Genomic DNA, 18178 nt, shown 5'->3' on the forward strand with positions numbered 1-18178 from the left:
CCCATCGGGCCGCCGAAGTACTAGGGGTGGGGCTCAGGCCTCGATCTCGGGGTCCAGGTTCTCGGAGCGCTTGCGCTCCTTCTTCTGGGCGACGAGCTGGCCTTCCTTCGGAGCGCGTCCGGCGCGCTCGATCTCAGCAGCTGCCTCGCGCTCCGCGACCTTGGCGTCCTTCTCAGCCTGGACGTCGACCTTGGCGTCGGCCTTCTTCTTGTGCGGGCCGAGCACCATGGTCATGTTGCGACCGTCCTGCTTGGGGGACGACTCCACGAAGCCGAGCTCCTGCACGTCCTCGGCCAGCTTCTGCAGCAGGCGGAAGCCGAGCTCGGGGCGGTGCTGCTCACGACCGCGGAACATGATCGTGATCTTGACCTTGTCGCCGGCCTTGAGGAAGCGGACGACGTGGCCCTTCTTCGTCTCGTAGTCGTGCGAGTCGATCTTCGGACGAAGCTTCATCTCCTTGATGATGACGTTCGTCTGGTTCCGTCGCGCGTCACGGGCCTTCTGGGCGTTCTCGTACTTGAACTTCCCGTAGTCCATGAGCTTGCAGACGGGCGGGCGGCCCTGGGGCGCGATCTCGACCAGGTCGAGGTCGGCCTCCTGGGCCAGCTTCAGTGCCTGGTCGGTCGGAACGATGCCGACCGTCTCGCCGTTGGGACCGACGAGCCGAACCTCGGGAACCCGGATCCGCTCGTTGATGCGCAACTCAGTACTGATGTGTCCTCCAGTGGTTTGTGTGCGGACCTTGTCCCGAAATGAACAATGGCTTCCGCTTGTCGAAGCGGAAGCCAGTCAATCGCGTCCCGAACTCAGGAGCACACCGGGCGGGAATCTCTTCCTGCCCAGGACCGGACCCGACGACCTCGCGGTCGATGCGGGTGGGAGACGCAATGCTTGCCTCCGCTTGAAGATCACACCCAGAGAACTGGCTGCAATCGGTCAACAGGGACGACTGTAGACCAGCCGTGCCCCGTTGACCAACTCCGGACTCACTCCTTCAGACTCACTCGGCCGGACGCATCCATCCGGACTGTTCGCCGACACGGACCATCTGCCACTGGGCGGCGAACGGCTCGAGGTCGGTCCCCTGGATCACGAACGGCACCGGACCGGCGATGTCGACGACGAGCGCCGCCGCCTTCTCCTGCACGGCACTCAGCGCGGCCACGTGCGCGGGCACGGGCACCGGGCGGGCCTCGGGGTTCCAGCGGTGCAGCGCCTCGGTGGAGGTGAACGCGATCAACGCCTGACGGCCGTCCGCGCCGGTGACCAGGACGGTGGCCATGTCGGAGGACTTGTCGTGAGCCAGGCCCTTCTCGTCGTAGTCGACCTCACCGAGGAGGGCGACCACCGGGACCAGCAGACGCGTAGGCGCCAGTGCGGTGATCACGTCGGGGAAGACGCTGCGGTCCTGGGCGTAGGCAGTGAGGGCTGCCGCCAGGGCCGGGGCACAGGTGCCGTCGTCGTCGGGGAAGGACGACTGGATGATCTCGGCTCCGGCAAAACGGTTCGGGTCGATCTCGCGCTTCGGCTCGCTCATGGTGGCGCCAGCCTACCGTCGCAGGGGCCGTCTCCTCGCACGCGCGCAGCCGGCCGTGTGGGACGCTGGTGCGGTGAACGACGTGATGTGGAACCTCCTCGCACTGCTGGCCACCGGACTCGGCGCGGTCGGCACCTGGTGGGCCTTCACCCGGCGCGGAACCACCGCCGGCGTGCGGGCTCTGGGTTGGGCGCTACTGATCCCCGCCGCATGGCTCACCGGCGTCTTCACCCTCGTCGGTCGCGTGGCCACGGCGGTCACCCGCTGGACCTCGGGCATCGTCCTCTCCTTCGGGTTCGGGCTGGGGCTGGGGCTCGGCGCCCTGGCGATCGCGCTGATCCTGCTCGCCGCATTCCTCCGCAGCCGGGAGGACGACGCCCCCGCCGTGGCCACGCCCCGCGCTGCCCGGCGGGTGCGCGCCTCCCAGCCCCGCGCGCGCGGCGCCGCACCGACCAGCGCCGCACCGACCGATGATGCAGCCGACGACGGTCTGGGCGACATCGAAGAACTGCTGCGCCGCCGAGGCATCGAATGAGCAGCACCCGCGTCCACCTCGGACTGCAGGCACGCAACACGCTGTGGCAGCGACTCGACCGCGCGGTCGCAGCCCACCCCGAGCCACTCGGCTCCCCCACTGCCGTCGTCGACCTCGACGCCTTCGACGCCAACGCCGCCGATCTGGTCCGTCGCGCCGGCGGCACCCCGATCAGGGTCGCCTCGAAGTCCCTGCGTGTCCCGGCACTGATCGAGCGAGCACTGGCCCTGCCCGGCTTCTCCGGCGTCCTGGGGTTCACGCTCGCAGAGGCGTTGCACCTGGTGGAGACCGGCGTCAGCGACGACGTCGTCGTCGCCTACCCGACGGTCGACCGTCGCGCCCTCGCTGCCCTGCTGACCTCCCCGACAGCTCTGGCCGCAGTCACCCTGATGGTGGACGACGTGGCCCACCTCGACCTGATCGACGCCGTCAGGAGCAGCCTCGACGCAGTTGATGCCGACGCCGCCCGGACTCCGGTGCGCCTCTGCCTCGACGTCGACGCCGGCCTGCACCTGGGCTCCGGCGTCGTCGGCCCCCGTCGCTCGCCCGTCCGGTCGGCCTCGATCGCTGCCGATCTGGCTGCCGAGATCGCCACGCGTCCCGGCTTCCGCCTCGTCGGCGTCATGACGTACGAGGGCCAGGTCGCTGGCCTTGCCGACGCTCGCCGCGACATCCGTTCGGTCGCGATCCGTGGGATCAAGCGGGCCTCCGTCCGCCAGCTCGCGTCGCGCCGGCGCGAGGTCCTCCATTCCGTGCTCGCAGCCACGGGCCTGACGTCCTTGGAGTTCTTCAACGCCGGTGGTTCCGGTTCGCTCGAGACGTCGGCCGGCGACCCGTCGGTGACCGAGGTGACCGCGGGTTCGGGCCTGCTGGTGCCGGGCATCTTCGACCACTACCGCTCCTTCGCGCCGCGACCTGCTGCGTTCTTCGGGCTCCCGGTCACGCGACGTCCTGCCCCCGACACCGTCACCGTGCACGGTGGCGGCCTGATCGCGTCGGGCCCGACCGGCGCGGACCGCTCGCCTCTGCCATGGGCTCCCCCGGGCCTGGACCTGATCGGTACCGAGGGTGCGGGCGAGGTGCAGACCCCGTTGGTCGGCTCCCCTGCGTCGTCGTTGCAGGTCGGCGATCTCGTCTGGTTCCGGCACGCGAAGTCGGGCGAACTCTTCGAGCACGTCCGCGACGTCCACCTCGTGACCGGAGACCGGATCGTGGAGACGGTGCCGAGCTACCGCGGGCAGGGTCAGGCGTTCTGACCACGACCGACGACGCGGCCCGGCAGATCGTGGCTGCGCTTCCTCACCCCTCCCCCGGTGACCGACCGCTCGTCGTGGCCATCGACGGCCCGTCAGGCTCGGGGAAGTCGACGGCGGCCGAGGCCGTGCAGGCTCTGGTTCCCGGGGCGGTCGTCATCCATCTCGACGACCTCCTCGACGGCTGGACCGGGGTGGAGTCAGCCGTGGACGCGGTGGCCACTCAGGTCCTGTCCCGACTCGGCGAGCGCCGCGTGCTGCAGCACCGGCGCTACGACTGGCACCGCGGGCACTTCACGACGCCGGCGGTCGTGCCGGTCGCTGACGTCGTGCTGGTCGAAGGAGTGGGCGCCGGTGCAAGGCGCCTCCAGCGCCACGTGGACCTGATGGTCTGGGTGGACGCCGACGCGACCACCCGCCGCGACCGGGCCCTGGCCCGCGACGGCGACGACTACGCGCCGTGGTTCGAGACGTGGGCGACCCAGGAACGTGCCCACCACGAACGGGAGCAGACACGACGAAGGGCCGACCTCACGTTCTGGACGTGAGACCGACCCTTCGGCGGTGGTTCAGTTGCTGGAGCTCAGGTGCGCAGGCTCACTTGCTCTGCAGCCGAGCCCGGATCGCACGGACACCGGCGCGTGCACGGTCCCCGTCGGAGCCCTGGAGAGCCATCACCTGGGTGCGGTCACCGTTGACGAGGCGCAGCGACGCCCACGGCGAACCGGACTTGAGGTGGACGGACTCCACCTCGGCCCAGGCGTGACGGTAGGTGCGGTAGCCGTTGACCACCACGACGCCCTCGTCGGTGACGGTGACCTTGGAGCGGCACAGGCCGAACAGGATCACACCGATGCCGACGCCGATCCCGATCAGGGTGGCGCGCTGGGCGAAGGTGAACTGGCCACGGACCTCGTCGCCGAAGCCGACCCAGGCCACCAGACAGACGATCACGAGCATGGCGAAGAAGAAGCCGCTCGCGATCGCGACGCCCAGCGGGCGCCAGGTGTTCCTGGCGTCCGGCTGGGCGGTCGAACCGCTGTCAGAGGCGGCAGGCATTGATCGCGGTCAGCAGGATGCCGCGGGCACCCATGTCGTGGAGCTGGTCCATGAGGCGCTGCGAACCGTTGCGGGGAACCATCGCGCGGACGGCGACCCAGCCCTCGCGGTGCAGCGGGGAGACCGTCGGGGACTCGATGCCCGGGGTCAGTGCGACGGCGTCCTGGACGTGCTCGGAGCGGATGTCGTAGTCCATCATCACGTACGAGCGAGCCAGCAGGACGCCCTCGATGCGCTGACGGAACGTCTCGAAACCGGGGTGGCTCTCGGCGCCCTCGCGGGTGACGAGGATGGCCGAGGAGCGCAGGATCTCCTCGCCGAACGTGGCCAGACCGGCCAGGCGCAGCGTCGAACCGGTCTCGACGACGTCAGCGATGACATCGGCGACACCGAGCTGGATCGAGGTCTCGACCGCGCCGTCGAGGCGGACGACGGAGGCGTTGATGCCGCGCTCGTCGAGGAACGCCTGGACGATGCCGGTGTACGAGGTCGCGATGCGCTTGCCCTCGAGGTCATCGAGCGAGGAGTACTTGCCAGCGGGGCCGGCGAAGTGGAAGCGCGAGGCACCGAAACCGAGGTCGCGGATCTCGATCGCGGAGGCACCGGAGTCGGCGAGCAGGTCGCGACCGGTGATGCCGACGTCGAGCGTGCCGGAGCCCACGTACAGGGCGATGTCACGGGGACGGAGGTAGAAGAACTCGACGCCGTTCTCGACGTCGATGATCGCGAGCTCCTTGGAGTCGCGGCGCTGGCGGTAGCCCGAGTCCTTGAGGATCTCGGACGCAGCAGCGGACAGGGCGCCCTTGTTGGGGACGGCGACGCGCAACAGGGGGGCGTCGGTGGGCTGAGCCATCAGGGGGATCCTCAGAGGTGGGAGTAGACGTCTTCGAGCGTGATACCGGAGGCAATCATCAGGACCTGCGCGTGGTACAGGAGCTGGCTGAGCTCCTCCGCGGTGGCGTCCTTGCCCTCGTACTCGGCGGCCATCCAGGACTCGGCGGCCTCCTCGACGAGCTTCTTGCCGATCGTATGGACACCGGCGTCGAGTGCTCGTACCGTGCCGGATCCCTCGGGGCGGCTAGCGGCGATCTCGTTGAGTTCTGCCCACAGTCCTTCGAACGTCTTCACGAGGGCGAGTCTAGGCCGTCGCGGACACAACTCCTGCACCGCGGGTCCCGGCCGGACACCGTGCGTGTCCGGCCGGGAGCAATGTCAGCCGGTCACAGCGCCGGAGCGCAGGTGTGCCAGGACGTGTGCGGTGTCCAACGCCGCAGCGGTCGCCTCGTACCCCTTGTCCTCGCTCGAGCCGGGCAGACCGGCGCGGTCGAGGGCCTGGGCGTCGGTGTCGCAGGTCAGCAACCCGAACCCGACCGGGACTCCGGTGTCGAGCGCCACCCGGGTCAGTCCGTCGGTGGCCGCCGAGCAGACGTACTCGAAGTGCGGGGTCCCTCCCCGGACCACGACGCCGAGTGCGACGACGGCGTCGTGCGTGCGAGCAGCGGCCGCGGCGACGACCGGGAGCTCGAAGGCTCCCGGCACCCGCAGCAGGACATGGTCGGTGACGCCATAGGCGGCGAGTGCCCGCTGAGCTCCGGCGATCAGGCCGTCGGTCACCTCGGCGTGCCAGGTGCCGGCAATGACGGCCACCCGCAGGTGCGCCGACGCGACGGGCTGGGTCAGGGGTGCTCCGTGGCCGCTCATGCGGTCTCCTCCTCGAGGCTGGGGAAAGCGTGGCCGAAGCGGTCCCGTTTGGTCTGCAGGTAGTGCAGGTTCTCCGGCGTGGGTGCGACGACGAGTGGTTCGACGGCTTCCACCTCGATCCCGAGTGCGGCGAGTTGCCGGGCCTTGTCGGGGTTGTTGGTCAGCAACCGGACCGACGTGACGCCGAGGTCGCGCAGGACGTGCGCAGCGGTCTCGTAGGTGCGGGCGTCACCGGGGTGGCCGAGGGCCAGGTTGGCGTCGAGGGTGTCGGCGCCGTCGTCCTGCAATGCGTAGGCGCGCAGCTTCTCCACCAGCCCGATCCCGCGTCCTTCGTGACCCCGGAGGTAGACGACGACGCCGCGTCCGGCTGCCTGGACCTGCCGCAGCGACTCCTCCAACTGCGGCCCGCAGTCACAGCGGGCCGACCCGAGAACGTCGCCGGTGAGGCATTCGGAGTGGACCCGGACCAGTGGGGCTTCTCCCCCGGCCCGACCGTCCGTCTCCTCCGCCGGGTCGCTCAGGTCGCCGACGACGAGGGCGACGTGTTCGGTGTCGTCGAGCAGGGATCGATACCCGTGCGCCGCGAAGACTCCGTGAGCGGTGGGCAACGGCGTGGAGGCGAGGCGTTCGACGTGGAGTTCGGTGCGACGACGGTGGGCGACCAGGGCGTCGATGGAGATCATCGGCAGTCCGTGGTCGTCGGCGAAGTCGCGCAGTTGCTGTCCGCGCTTCATGGTGCCGTCGTCGTTGACCACTTCGACGAGGACGCCGACGGGTGCGCGTCCGGCCAGTCGGGCGAGGTCGACGGCGGCTTCGGTGTGCCCACGGCGCACCAGTACTCCCCCGGCCCGGTAGCGCAACTGGAACACATGTCCGGGGCGGGTGAAGTCGCCGCGTACTGCGTCGGGGTCAGCGAGCAGTCGGGCGGTGTGTGCCCGGTCGGCAGCAGAGATGCCGGTGCTGACGCCGACGGCCGCGTCGACGGAGACGGTGTAGGCGGTGCGGAGCGGGTCCTGGTTGTGTGGCGTCATGAGTGGGATGTCGAGTGCGCTGAGGCGTTCTGCCTCCAGGGGGACGCAGATGACTCCCGAGGAGTGCCGGACGGTGAAGGCCATCAGTTCGGGGGTGGCGGCGTCGGCGGCGAAGATGATGTCGCCCTCGTTCTCGCGGTCCTCGTCATCGACGACGATGACGGCTCCCCCGGCGGCGACGGCAGCGATGGCTGCCTCGACGGTGTCGAGTCGGATGCTCATGCCAGTACCCCCGCGGCGACGAGAGCCTGGGCGACCGCGGCGTCGAGGCGCGCCTCGACCTGTGCAGCCACCTGGTGTTCGACGATCCGGGCGACGTGGCGAGCCAGGACGTCGCTCTCCAGGTTGACCTGCTCCCCCACGGCGCGGGTGCCGAGGGTGGTGCGGGCCAGGGTCTCGGGGATCAGGCTGACGGTGAACGTCGTGGTGCCGTCCTCGTGCAGGGTGAGGTCGACGACGGTGAGGCTGGTGCCGTCGATGGTGATCGAACCCTTCTCGACCAGCAGGGGTGCGAGGGCGTCGGGGACGGTGAACTCGACGATCTCCCAGTTCTGGCTGGGTCGACGGTCGACGACGGTGCCGATCCCGTCGACGTGCCCCTGGACGACGTGTCCGCCCAGGCGGGTGTCGGCGGCGACGGCGCGTTCGAGGTTGACGGCGTCCCCGGCCCGGAGGCCGGCGAGGGTGGTGCGGGCCAGGCTCTCGGCCATGACGTCGGCGACCCAGAGATCGATCGGCCCGTCGGGTTCGCTCGATCCGGTGGCGGCGACAGTGAGGCAGCAACCGTTGACGGCGATGGAGTCGCCCAGCTTCACGCCGTCGAGCAGCTCGGTGCTGCGGACGGTGAGGCGGACGGCGTCGGTGAGCTCGTGCACGGCGTGGACGGCGCCGAGCTCTTCGATGATTCCGGTGAACATTCGTTTCTCCTTGGGTTCGGGAGCTCACGAACTTCGGGAGTCTTGCGGATCCGTGCCGGCACGCACCGTCGCCCGAGAAGGGTGGGACGGGTCGCAGGAATGGAACGGATCAGCGTGCACTTACCATCCGGACTTTGACCGTCGGTGCAGGAATTTCACCTGCTCAACCGGCCGCTGGATGCGGTCGGGTCGCGGACTTTCACCGCCGGTGCGGAATTTCACCGCCCCCAGAGCACGCGAGTTGTGGACAACTCGTGAGACCACCCTAAACCATACTTAGTTGCTGGACTTACATGGGGTCCGTGCTCTGGACGCGTTCACTGCTGAACACGCAGGAGCCCCGCCGACCGGGTGGTCGACGGGGCTCCTGCGGTGAACGTCAGTGGGCGCAGCGGGCGGAGGCGATCTCCGCCTTCGCACGCAGTTCGTTGACCATCTTGTCGGGGTCGGCGGCCGAGTAGACGGCCGAACCTGCGACGAAGACGTCAGCTCCGGCCTCGGCGCACCGCTCGATGGTCTCCAAGGAGACACCGCCGTCGACCTGCAGCCAGGTCTCCAGGCCGTGCTTCTTCATCATCTCGCGCGCCTTGCGGATCTTGGGCAGGCAGAGGTCGAGGAACTTCTGGCCACCGAAGCCGGGCTCGACGGTCATGATCAGGAGCATGTCGAGCTCGCCGAGCATGTCCTCGTACTGCTCGATCGGGGTCGCGGGCTTGAGTGCCATCGAGGCACGGGCGCCCTGGGCACGGATCTCACGGGCCAGGCGGACCGGGGCGGCAGCGGCCTCGGCGTGGAAGGTGATCGAACCACAGCCGGCCTCGGCGTAGGCGGGAGCCCAGCGGTCGGGGTCAGCGATCATCAGGTGCGCGTCGAACGGGAGCGTGGTGTGCTTGCGCAGGCTCTCGATGACCGGGAGACCCAGCGTCAGGTTCGGCACGAAGTGGTTGTCCATGACATCCACGTGAACCCAGTCAGCAGATTCGATTCGGGCGACCTCTGCGCCGAGGGCGGCGAGGTCAGCGTTCAAGATGGACGGCGTGATCTGAATACCCACGATCGGGGAGTCTACGGCGCGCCGTGGTCGCTCCCTGCGGACGGGATCGGAGACTCCCCCGCAGCCTCGTCACGCGCGGCCCACTCCACCAGCGAAGCCACGTCGAACGGGTGGTCGTCGATGTCGGCATGCAGGTCCCCCAGGGCTTCGAAGCGGGCCGGCATCGTCAGGACGGTGAAGTCGTCCGGGACGCAATCGTCGATCTCGTCCCACCGCACCGGCGCGCTCACCCGGGCACTCGGCACCCCACGCACCGAATAGGCAGCGGCCACCGTGTGGTCGCGGGTGTTCTGGTTCCAGTCGACGAAGACGTGGGCGGGGTCGCGGTCCTTGCGCCACCACGTCGTCGCCACGTCGTCGGGCGCACGGCGTCGTACCTCCTCGGCGAACGCGGCCGCAGCACGACGCAGGTCGGCGAACGTCACCGTCGGTTCAATCCGGACGTTGACGTGGATCCCCGAGCCGCCCGAGGTCTTCGGGTACCCCACAGCCCCCAGTTCGTCGAGCACCTCGTGCACCACGCCCGCAACCCGACGCACCCGCGCCCAGTCGGCGTCGGGGCCCGGATCGAGGTCGATGCGCCACTCGTCGGGACGTTCGACGTCCGCGCGCCGGCTGTTCCACGGATGGAACTCGACCGCCGACATCTGCACCGCCCAGATCACGCTCGCCAACCGTGTCACGCAGAGTTCGTCGACGTCGCGGTCGAAGCGCGGGAAGTGCACGCTGACGGTCTCCACCCACGACGGTTTCCCGGACGGCACCTTCTTCTGGTGCACCTTCTCGATCCCCGGCTGACCGACCAGCCCCTTCGGGTAGCGGTGCAGCATGCACGGGCGTTCCCGCAATGCGTTCACCATCCCGGATCCCACGCTGAGGTGGTACTCGGCGAGATCGAGCTTGGTCACCCCCGCGCCTGGCCCCACGCCAGGGAAGTAGATGCGATCCGGGTTGCTGATCCGGACCACGACGTCCTCGACCTCGACCATGACCGCTGGTGCAGCGGATGCAGAACGCCCCATGCCCCCACGGTAGGTGGGGCACGGGGCGTCCGGAAGAGGCTGGCTGCTGCGATCGATCAGCTGCGCCGCAGCACAGCAGTGAACATCGCGTCGGAGGCGTCGGTGTGCGGCCACAGCTGGAAGCGGGACTCCTCGGTCACGTCGTCGCGCTCGGCCAGGATCGCCTCGACCACGCCAGAGGTCTCCTCCAGCACCGGCGAACAGGTCGCATACACCACGACGCCGCCAGGGCGCACGGCGTCGAGGGCGTTGCGGAGCAGGGCCTTCTGCAGGTCGACGAGCTCGAGAACGTCCTTCTCGGTACGACGCCAGCGCGACTCCGGACGACGACGCAGCGCGCCGAGACCGGAGCAGGGGGCGTCGACCAGGACGCGGTCGAAGGTACCGGGAGCCCAGGCGGGCTGGGTGCCGTCACCGGTCAGGACACCAGCCATGCCGGCACCCGCGGCACGGACACCACGGGCCACCAGCTTGGCGCGGTGGTGCTGGGCCTCGTTCGCGACGACCTTCGCGCCACGTCGAGCGGCCAGGGAGGCGAGCAGGGCGGTCTTGCCGCCGGGACCGGCGCAGAGGTCGAGCCACAGTTCGTCGCGGCCTTCCACCACGGCCTCGTCGACGGCGAGAGCAACACGCTGCGAACCCTCGTCCTGGACACCCGCGCGTCCCTGGACCAGAGCCGGGACCTCGGACAGGTCGCCACCGCCCCAGGTGAGGGCGTAGGGAGAACGTCCGGTCGCCTCGGCGCCGGCCTCGACGAGTTCGTCGACCTCGACCAGGCCCGGACGTGCCACCAGGGTGACCTTCGGGGAGACGTTGTCGGCAGCGAGGAGGTCGGCGACCTCGTCGCGGGAACGGCCGTGACCCTCCAATGCGTCAGCCAGACGCTGCACCACCCAGCGGGGGTGCGAGGTCGCAACAGCGAGGTGACCGGTGAGGTCACGAGCCGGGTCGGGGGCGACCTGACCGATCCAGGCACCCATGCCGTGCGCCGCCACCTTGCGGAGCACCGCGTTGACCAGACCCGTGGGCCCGGTGCCGACACGGTCGCGGGTCAGCTCGACGCTGGTCGCGATCGCGGCATGGTCAGGCACGCGCATCGCGAGGAGCTGGTGAACACCGAGACGCAGCACGTCGCGGACCTTCGCCTCCAGACGCGGCTTGTCGAGGTTGGCGTCGATGATCGCGTCGTACAGCCCCTGCCAGCGGATCGCACCGGCAGCGAGCTCGGTCGCGAACGCGGCATCACGTCCATTCAGGTCGTGCTTCTCCAGCACGTTGGGGAGCACCAGGTTGGCGTAGGCGTCCTCGACCCGGACAGCCTTGAGGACGTCGAAGGCGGCCAGACGCGACGGGTCCACCTTGGACCGATTGCCGGGGCGCTTGCCTGCTTCGGGCGCACCGGCGCCCGGCTTGCTCCCGGGACGGGGGCCGCTACGACCCGCAGGACGTCCACGACGACGGTACTCACCCATGTGAGAAGTGCTCCTTGACGAGACGGCGCAGCGTGGGGGCCGCACCTCGGTGATGGTTCGTGCCGCACCGGTTGGTCCGGGACGAGATGTGCCTGTGCCGCACCGGGAAGACCGGTGCGGCACGGGGCACGGGAGGCTCAGGGCACGGGAGGCTCAGGCCTCGGTGGACTCAGCTGCTGCGTCGTCCTCGGCCGGCTTCTCGACACCCAGCACGACGCCGGACTCGAGACGCGCGCCGCGGGCCCAGTCAGCTGCGTTCATCTGCTTCTTGCCGAACGCCTTGACCTCGCCGAGCTTCACCGGCACCGAGGAGGTGCCCACGAAGACGGCCTTCTTGGCCACCTCGATGACGCCGGGGGCCAGCGGCTCGTGGTCATCGGCGATGGTGACCGGACCGATCTTGATCCGCTCACCCTCGAACAGGCTCCAGGCACCCGGCGCAGGGGTGCAGGCACGGACCTGACGGTCGATGCGCAGCGCGGTGTCGGCCCAGTCGATGCGGGCGTGCTCGACGAGGATCTTCGGCGCGATGGTGATGCCGTCCTCAGGCTGCTCGCGGGCCTCGATCTGGCCGGTCTCGATGCCGGAGATCGTCTGCACCAGCAGGTGCGCGCCACCCTCGGCGAGACGGCCCAGGAGATCACCGGAGGTGTCGGTGTCGCGGACGCGCTCGGTCATGACGCCGAACGTGGGGCCGGCGTCGAGAGCCTTGACGATGCGGAACGTGGTGGCACCGGTGAACTCGTCACCGGCCCAGACCGAGTGCTGCACCGGGGCGGCACCGCGCCAGGCCGGGAGCAAGGAGAAGTGCAGGTTGATCCAGCCGTGCTTCGGGATGTCGAGTGCGGACTGCGGCAGCAGCGCACCGTAGGCGACCACGGGGCAGGCGTCGGGAGCGAGCTCCTTGAGCTGGGCCTGGAACTCGGGGTCACGCGGGTGCTCAGGCTTGAGCACCGGGATGCCCAACTCCTCGGCACGCTGCGCCACCGGGGAGGCCACCAGCTTGCGTCCACGACCCGACGGGGCGTCGGGGCGGGTGACGACGGCGACGACCTCTTGCTCAGAGGCGACGAAGGCGTCCAGGGAAGGAACGGCGACCTCAGGGGTGCCGGCGAAGACGATGCGCATGTCAGAAACCGAATCCGTTCGTGGCGTGGGGAGAGACCTTGACCGTGGGCTTCTCGAGACCGAACCAGTCGGACTCGCGGATCGCCTTCATCGCAGCCTTGCGGGCGTCGGTGTCGAGGCGATCGATGAAGAGCACGCCGTCGAGGTGGTCGGTCTCGTGCTGGATGCAACGCGCCAGCAGGTCCGAACCCTCGATGGTCACGGGGTCTCCGTGCATGTTGAAGCCCTTGGCCACCACGCGCAGGGCGCGCTTGCAGTCATAGGCCAGGTCGGGCAGGGAGAGGCAGCCCTCGGGGCCGTCCTGGATCTCGTCGCTGAGGTCGAGGACGGGGTTGATCAGGTGTCCGAGCTCGCCGTCGATGTTCCAGGTGAAGGCGCGCAGGCCGACACCGATCTGGGGCGCGGCGAGTCCGGCACCACCGGCCTTGTTCATCGTCTCGGTGAGGTCCTGCACGAGCGTGCGCAGTTCCTTGTCGAAGGTGACCACCTCGAGCGCAGGCTTGCGCAGGATCGGGTCACCGAACAGGCGGATCGGCTGGACGGACACGTGACTCCTCTCGGGCGGAACGACTCCGCCACTCGTGCCGACCAGTCTAGTGAGCGCCGACGACGGGACGGGATTCCCCGCGCCGGACGCCCTCAGGCCGGAGCGTCACAGGCTGAGGGGGTCGACGCGGACCCGCACCGGAGTGGCGCGGTGCGCCGCACGGGCACGCTGCATGTCCCCCAGCGCTTGGCTCAGTGTCGCTCCCATCGCACGCGGCACCCGGAGCACGTACCGCATCTGCGGTTCGTCGCCGACGTTCGGCACCGCGTCCTCGTCCACCGGGACCGGACCGAGCACCTCGACGACGTCGGGCATGTCAACCAACCGCAGAGCCTCCTCCAGAGCCGCCTCGGTACCGGTGACGGTGGCCATCCGAACCGCAGGCGGGAGGTGGGTCTCCACGCGGGTCTCGATCTCGCGCGCCGCGAAGCCAGCAGGATCCCACCGCACGAGCGCCTGGATGACGGGCAGGGACGGATCACCGACCACCGCGACGCGAGCTCCGGTCCGCACGAGCCCGGCGGCGTTGAGCCACTTGCGCAGCACCTCTTCGTCGGCGCGCAGCTCCGCACGTCCCAGCGAGAGCCAGACGTCGAGCAGGACGACGGCGGCGTACCCGCCCTCGGCGACGGGTTCGGCTCCGGGCGTCGCGACGACCACGACCGGCTTGGTGCCGATGCTGTCGAGAATCCGGTCGCCACCCGAGCTGCGGACGGTGACGCCGGGCAGGAGACGTCCGAGCTCCTCGGCCGTGCGGTCGCGGCCGATCACCGGGGCGCGCATGCCGTGGTGGCCGCACTCGGTGCACCGCCATCCCGGATGCGTCTGACCGCACCAGCGGCACGACGGCGGTTCGATGGGGCTGTCGAGGTGCAACGGACCCGTGCAGGCGCTGCAACGGGCGGGGGTGCGGCAGCGTTCGCAGGCCAACGTCGGGAGGTAGCCGGTGCGGGGCGTCTGCACCAGCACAGGGCCCTCGGCCAGGGCCTGCTTCATCATCTGCACGACGCGCTGCGGGATGCGGGTGGCCACGGAGCGGTCCTGGAGCCAGTGGGCGTCCACCAGCGCTGCCTGACGCACCACCGCGCGGTCACCTGCGATCTCCCGGGCGAACCCGGTGCGAACGAGGTACTCGGCCTCCACCGTGCGAGTGAAGCCACCGACCAACGACGCTGCCCCCGTGGAGAGCGCACGGGTCAGCAGCACCTCGCGAGCGTGCGGGTACGGAGCACGCTGCTCGGAGTGGTGGTCGTCGCCGTCGTCCCAGATCACGACGAGCCCCAGGTCGCGCACCGGTGCGAAAGCCGCCGAACGGGTGCCGACGACGATCCGACGGGTGCCGCGCAGCGCCGCGAGGAACGCGGTGTAGCGGGCCGCGGGACCCACGTCGGCGGCGAGGACGGCATGGCTCTCGGGCCCGGCCACCGCGTGCAGGGCCGCGGAGACCCGGGCGACGTCACGGTGGTCGGGGACACAGATGACGACGCCACGCCCCGAGGCAGCCGTCGCTGCAGCAGCGTGCGCCACCAACGTCGCCCAGTCTGTGCCGGGGACGGCCTGCCAGACCGCACGCGGGGACTCCCCCGCAGCGAGGTGCTGGACGAACGCCGGTCCGTGGGTGTGCATGGACCACGCCTGCTCGGCCGCCGCCGCGTCGTGGACCGACGTGGGCACCACGCCAGGGACCGCTTCGGGAGCCTCGGCCTCAGCGGTGGCATGACGTGGCGGCACCGCGAGACGCAGCACGTCGGCGCGGGCACCGGCGTAGCGGGCCGCGATCTGCTCGGTGAGATCAGCGATCTCCGGCGTCAGCACCGGCTCGGGTGAGACCACTCGACGCAGGGGACGCAGTTGTCCGACGTGGTCGGACTCCTCACCGCGTTCGAGGACGAAGCCGTCGACGTCCTGACCACCGAAGGGCACCTTCACCCGGACACCGGGGCGGCAGTCCTCGTCATACTTCTTCGGGACGAGGTAGTCGAAAGGTCGATCGAGGTGGGCGACGGGGACGTCGACCAGGACTCGGGCGATCGGGTTGGTCTCGGCCGGCTCCGCGTCGGCGGCGCGCTTCTTGTCGCGCCTGCTGACCGAACTCCTGGCCTTGTCGACCTCCTGACGCACGACAGCGCGTACGGAGTCACGAAGGCCGGGCAGCATGTCCAGCTGCCCGGCCTCGTGGATGTCACTCATGGAGACATTGGTACCAGTCCCAGCCGACGAGTTCGCTCCCCAGGGAGCAACCTCACCGGTGGCGGCCGGTGGGTGTCACAGACCTGCAGCAGCGCGCAGGGCCTCGGCACGGTCGGTGATCTCCCAGGTGAAGCCCGGGAGCTCCCGGCCGAAGTGGCCGTACGCAGCGGTCTGGGCGTACTTGGGCTTGAGCAGGTCGAGGTCGCGGACGATCGCGGCCGGGCGGAGGTCGAAGACCTCGAGCACAGCAGCCTGGATCTTCTCGTCCGAGACGACGCCGGTGCCGAAGGTCTCGATGAAGACGCCGACGGGCGCGGCCTTGCCGATGGCGTAGGCGACCTGGGCCTCGCAACGACGGGCCAGACCGGCAGCGACGACGTTCTTGGCGACCCAACGCATGGCGTAGGCAGCCGAACGGTCGACCTTCGACGGGTCCTTGCCGGAGAAGGCACCGCCACCGTGACGAGCCATGCCGCCGTAGGTGTCGATGATGATCTTGCGACCGGTCAGACCGGCGTCCCCCATCGGTCCACCGACGACGAAACGACCCGTCGGGTTGACCAGCAGGCGATAGTCGTCGGACGGGATCTCGAAGGACTCGAGGACCGGGTCGATGACGTTCTGCTTGATCTCGGCCTCGAGCTTGTCGAGGTCGGTCTCCTCCGAGTGCTGGGTGGAGAGGACGACGGTGTCGACGCGAACCGGACGGTTCTCCTCGTCGTACTCGATGGTGACCTGGGTCTTGCCGTCGGGACGCAGGTTCGGCATGGTGCCGTTCTTGCGGACCTCGGACAGACGCTGGGCCAGACGCTGCGCGATGGTGATCGGCAGCGGCATCAGTTCAGGGGTGTCGTCGCAGGCATAACCGAACATGAGGCCCTGGTCGCCGGCTCCCTGGAGGTCCAGCTCGTCGCTGGAGGACTCCACGCGACCCTCGTGGGCCTCGTCGACGCCCTGCGCGATGTCGGCCGACTGCTCACCGATCGCAACGGTGACGCCGCAGGAGTTGCCGTCGAAGCCCTTCTCGGAGGAGTCGTAACCGATCTCCAGGATCTTCTGGCGAACCAGCTGCGCGACCGGGGCGTAGGCCTCGGTGCGCACCTCGCCGGCCACGACCACGAGGCCGGTGGTCAGCAGGGTCTCGACAGCCACACGGCTGGCGGGGTCGTGCTCGAGCAGGTAGTCCAGCACGGTGTCGCTGATCTGGTCAGCGATCTTGTCCGGGTGACCCTCGGTCACCGACTCGGACGTGAACAGGCGTCCAGTCACAGCGTCACTCTCTCCCAGGATGTATGAAGCCCACAGCGTAGATCCCGTCCGCGGGGTGGGACGGTCATCTCACCGATCGAATTGTCTATGAAATCTGTCGCCGAACAGGACTCGTGTCCAGTCGAGGACAGGTGGATCGAACCGGCACCGTGAGATGCCGGTTCGGGTGCGGTCGTTCAGGCCAGGCGCGGAGCCACGGCGTCCCAGATGGCATGGGCCACGGAGACCTTCGAGCCCTCGGGGACGTCGACGGCGTCACCGTCGGCGGCCAGGATCACCACGTCGTTGCGCTCGGAACCGAAGACCGCTCCCCCACTGACGTCGTTGACGACGAGCAGGTCGCACCCCTTGCGGGCCAGCTTGGAACGTCCCAGCTCAAGGACCGATCCGGAGGCGTCACCGGTCTCGGCGGCGAAACCCACCACGACCTGGCCGGCACGGGCTCGGTGGTGCGAGATCTCGGCAAGGATGTCGGGGTTCTGCTCCAGCTCGAGAGCCGGCGCCGAACCGTCGGCGGCCTTCTTGATCTTGTTCTCGCTGCGGTTGGTCGGACGGAAGTCCGCCGGAGCAGCAGCCATGACGACGGCGTCGGCCTCCGCAGTGGCGGCCAGCACCGCAGCGCGCAGCTGCTCGGTGGTCTCCACCGCGACGACGTCCACCCCGGCAGGAGCGGCGAGGGTGACGTTGGCGCTGACCAGGGTGACCCGGGCACCACGGGAGACCGCAGCACGAGCCAGGGCGTAGCCCTGCAGGCCCGAGGAGCGGTTGCCCAGGAAACGGACCGGGTCGAGGTATTCGCGGGTGCCACCGGCAGAGACGACGACGTGCCGTCCGGCCAGGTCGGACTCGGCACCACCGCGGGCCAGGATCTGCACGGCCGTCTCGAAGATCTCCGAGGGGTCGGGCAGACGGCCCTTGCCGGTGTCCTTGCCGGTGAGGCGTCCCGAGGCGGGCTCGAGGACGATGTTCCCGCGCTCGCGCAGGGTCGCGACGTTGGCGACCGTGGCGGGGTGTTCCCACATCTCGGTGTGCATCGCAGGGACGAACACCACCGGGCAGCGCGCGGTGAGCAGGGTGTTGGTCAGGAGGTCGTCGGCGAGACCGTGGGCGGCCTTCGCCATCAGGTCCGCAGTGGCCGGAGCGACGACGACGAGGTCGGCGCCCTGACCGATCCGAACGTGCGGCACCTGGTGCACGCCGTCCCACACGTCGGTGGAGACGGGCTTGCCCGACAGTGCAGCCCAGGTGGGTGCACCGACGAACTCGAGCGCCGCAGCGGTCGGCACGACGGTGACGTCGTGACCCGACTCGGTGAAGCGGCGCAGCACCTCACAGGACTTGTACGCGGCAATGCCGCCGCTCACGCCGAGGACGACACGCGGCCGCGTCCCCGTCGGGGACGCGGCCGGTGCGACCTCCACCGGGACGGCGCCCGGGCGGGAGGTGGGGTTCGTGGTCACTCA

19 protein-coding genes and 1 riboswitch are annotated in these 18178 nt (G+C 69.7%); of the genes, 3 read left to right on the forward strand and 16 right to left on the reverse strand.

Translation table 11 applies throughout. The annotated features are described in order from the left end of the window. Positions 1–33: 33 nt before the first annotated feature. A complete protein-coding gene (gene infC / locus EOV43_RS09090) occupies positions 34–702 on the reverse strand; it encodes a translation initiation factor IF-3 (RefSeq protein ID WP_128221002.1) in 669 nt (222 codons plus the stop codon). Positions 703–1000: 298 nt separating this feature from the next. Continuing rightward, positions 1001–1537 carry an SseB family protein gene (locus tag EOV43_RS09095; protein ID WP_128221003.1) on the reverse strand — a complete coding sequence of 179 codons (537 nt, stop codon included), beginning with the start codon at positions 1535–1537 and terminating at the stop codon, positions 1001–1003. 73 nt (positions 1538–1610) lie between these two features. On the opposite strand from EOV43_RS09095, the gene EOV43_RS09100 reads away from it, so the two are divergent. Genes EOV43_RS09100 through EOV43_RS09110 form a run of 3 tightly spaced genes read left to right on the forward strand, consistent with a single transcriptional unit; the run spans position 1611 to position 3873 of the window. Next, positions 1611–2072: a hypothetical protein gene (locus EOV43_RS09100; RefSeq protein ID WP_128221004.1), complete on the forward strand. Its 462-nt coding sequence runs from the start codon at positions 1611–1613 to the stop codon at positions 2070–2072. Beyond that, a complete protein-coding gene (locus tag EOV43_RS09105; RefSeq protein ID WP_128221005.1) occupies positions 2069–3328 on the forward strand; it encodes an amino acid deaminase/aldolase in 1260 nt (419 codons plus the stop codon). The genes EOV43_RS09100 and EOV43_RS09105 overlap by 4 nt, the downstream gene beginning before the upstream one ends. Before the next feature lie 29 nt (positions 3329–3357). Continuing rightward, positions 3358–3873 carry a nucleoside/nucleotide kinase family protein gene (locus tag EOV43_RS09110; RefSeq protein ID WP_128221006.1) on the forward strand — a complete coding sequence of 172 codons (516 nt, stop codon included), beginning with the start codon at positions 3358–3360 and terminating at the stop codon, positions 3871–3873. A gap of 49 nt (positions 3874–3922) precedes the next feature. On the opposite strand, the gene EOV43_RS09115 is transcribed toward EOV43_RS09110, so the two are convergent. The 14 genes from EOV43_RS09115 to coaBC all read right to left on the reverse strand — a co-directional run bounded on the left by EOV43_RS09115 (position 3923) and on the right by coaBC (position 18175). Continuing rightward, positions 3923–4384: a PH domain-containing protein gene (locus EOV43_RS09115; RefSeq protein WP_128221007.1), complete on the reverse strand. Its 462-nt coding sequence runs from the start codon at positions 4382–4384 to the stop codon at positions 3923–3925. After that, positions 4368–5237 carry an ATP phosphoribosyltransferase gene (hisG, locus tag EOV43_RS09120; RefSeq protein WP_128221008.1) on the reverse strand — a complete coding sequence of 290 codons (870 nt, stop codon included), beginning with the start codon at positions 5235–5237 and terminating at the stop codon, positions 4368–4370. The genes EOV43_RS09115 and hisG overlap by 17 nt, the downstream gene beginning before the upstream one ends. An 11-nt stretch (positions 5238–5248) precedes the next feature. Next, complete coding sequence (locus tag EOV43_RS09125; protein WP_128221009.1) at positions 5249–5512, reverse strand: phosphoribosyl-ATP diphosphatase; 264 nt, start codon at positions 5510–5512, stop codon at positions 5249–5251. Between the two features lie 84 nt (positions 5513–5596). Then, positions 5597–6085 carry a 6,7-dimethyl-8-ribityllumazine synthase gene (gene ribH, locus EOV43_RS09130; protein ID WP_128221010.1) on the reverse strand — a complete coding sequence of 163 codons (489 nt, stop codon included), beginning with the start codon at positions 6083–6085 and terminating at the stop codon, positions 5597–5599. Next, positions 6082–7338, reverse strand: a complete 1257-nt coding sequence (locus tag EOV43_RS09135; RefSeq protein WP_128221011.1) for a bifunctional 3,4-dihydroxy-2-butanone-4-phosphate synthase/GTP cyclohydrolase II — start codon at positions 7336–7338, stop codon at positions 6082–6084. The genes ribH and EOV43_RS09135 overlap by 4 nt, the downstream gene beginning before the upstream one ends. After that, positions 7335–8033, reverse strand: a complete 699-nt coding sequence (locus tag EOV43_RS09140) for a riboflavin synthase (protein WP_128221012.1) — start codon at positions 8031–8033, stop codon at positions 7335–7337. The genes EOV43_RS09135 and EOV43_RS09140 overlap by 4 nt, the downstream gene beginning before the upstream one ends. 110 nt (positions 8034–8143) lie before the next feature. Next, a riboswitch (FMN riboswitch) is annotated at positions 8144–8273 on the reverse strand. A 139-nt stretch (positions 8274–8412) separates the two neighbouring features. Next, positions 8413–9087 (reverse strand): ribulose-phosphate 3-epimerase, encoded by a 675-nt coding sequence (rpe, locus tag EOV43_RS09145; RefSeq protein ID WP_128221013.1) that lies wholly within the window; start codon positions 9085–9087, stop codon positions 8413–8415. Between the two features lie 11 nt (positions 9088–9098). Further along, complete coding sequence (locus EOV43_RS09150) at positions 9099–10109, reverse strand: DNA polymerase domain-containing protein (RefSeq protein ID WP_128221014.1); 1011 nt, start codon at positions 10107–10109, stop codon at positions 9099–9101. Positions 10110–10165: 56 nt separating this feature from the next. Beyond that, positions 10166–11581, reverse strand: coding sequence for an RsmB/NOP family class I SAM-dependent RNA methyltransferase (locus tag EOV43_RS09155; protein WP_128221015.1), 1416 nt, complete (start codon positions 11579–11581; stop codon positions 10166–10168). A gap of 153 nt (positions 11582–11734) precedes the next feature. Then, entirely contained in the window at positions 11735–12709 is a 975-nt protein-coding gene (gene fmt / locus EOV43_RS09160) for a methionyl-tRNA formyltransferase (RefSeq protein ID WP_128221016.1), read from the reverse strand. 1 nt (position 12710) lies between these two features. Continuing rightward, entirely contained in the window at positions 12711–13256 is a 546-nt protein-coding gene (def, locus tag EOV43_RS09165) for a peptide deformylase (RefSeq protein ID WP_128221017.1), read from the reverse strand. 105 nt (positions 13257–13361) lie between these two features. After that, positions 13362–15446 carry a primosomal protein N' gene (locus EOV43_RS09170; protein WP_128221018.1) on the reverse strand — a complete coding sequence of 695 codons (2085 nt, stop codon included), beginning with the start codon at positions 15444–15446 and terminating at the stop codon, positions 13362–13364. Between the two features lie 75 nt (positions 15447–15521). After that, positions 15522–16715, reverse strand: coding sequence for a methionine adenosyltransferase (gene metK, locus EOV43_RS09175; RefSeq protein WP_128221019.1), 1194 nt, complete (start codon positions 16713–16715; stop codon positions 15522–15524). A 176-nt stretch (positions 16716–16891) separates the two neighbouring features. Then, on the reverse strand, positions 16892–18175 hold the full coding sequence (coaBC, locus tag EOV43_RS09180) for a bifunctional phosphopantothenoylcysteine decarboxylase/phosphopantothenate--cysteine ligase CoaBC (RefSeq protein ID WP_479680812.1): 1284 nt from the start codon (positions 18173–18175) through the stop codon (positions 16892–16894). Between the last annotated feature and the right edge of the window lie 3 nt (positions 18176–18178).

Origin of the sequence: Nocardioides yefusunii (assembly GCF_004014875.1) — a bacterium.
In the GTDB taxonomy this organism is placed as follows: Bacteria; Actinomycetota; Actinomycetes; order Propionibacteriales; family Nocardioidaceae; genus Nocardioides; species Nocardioides yefusunii.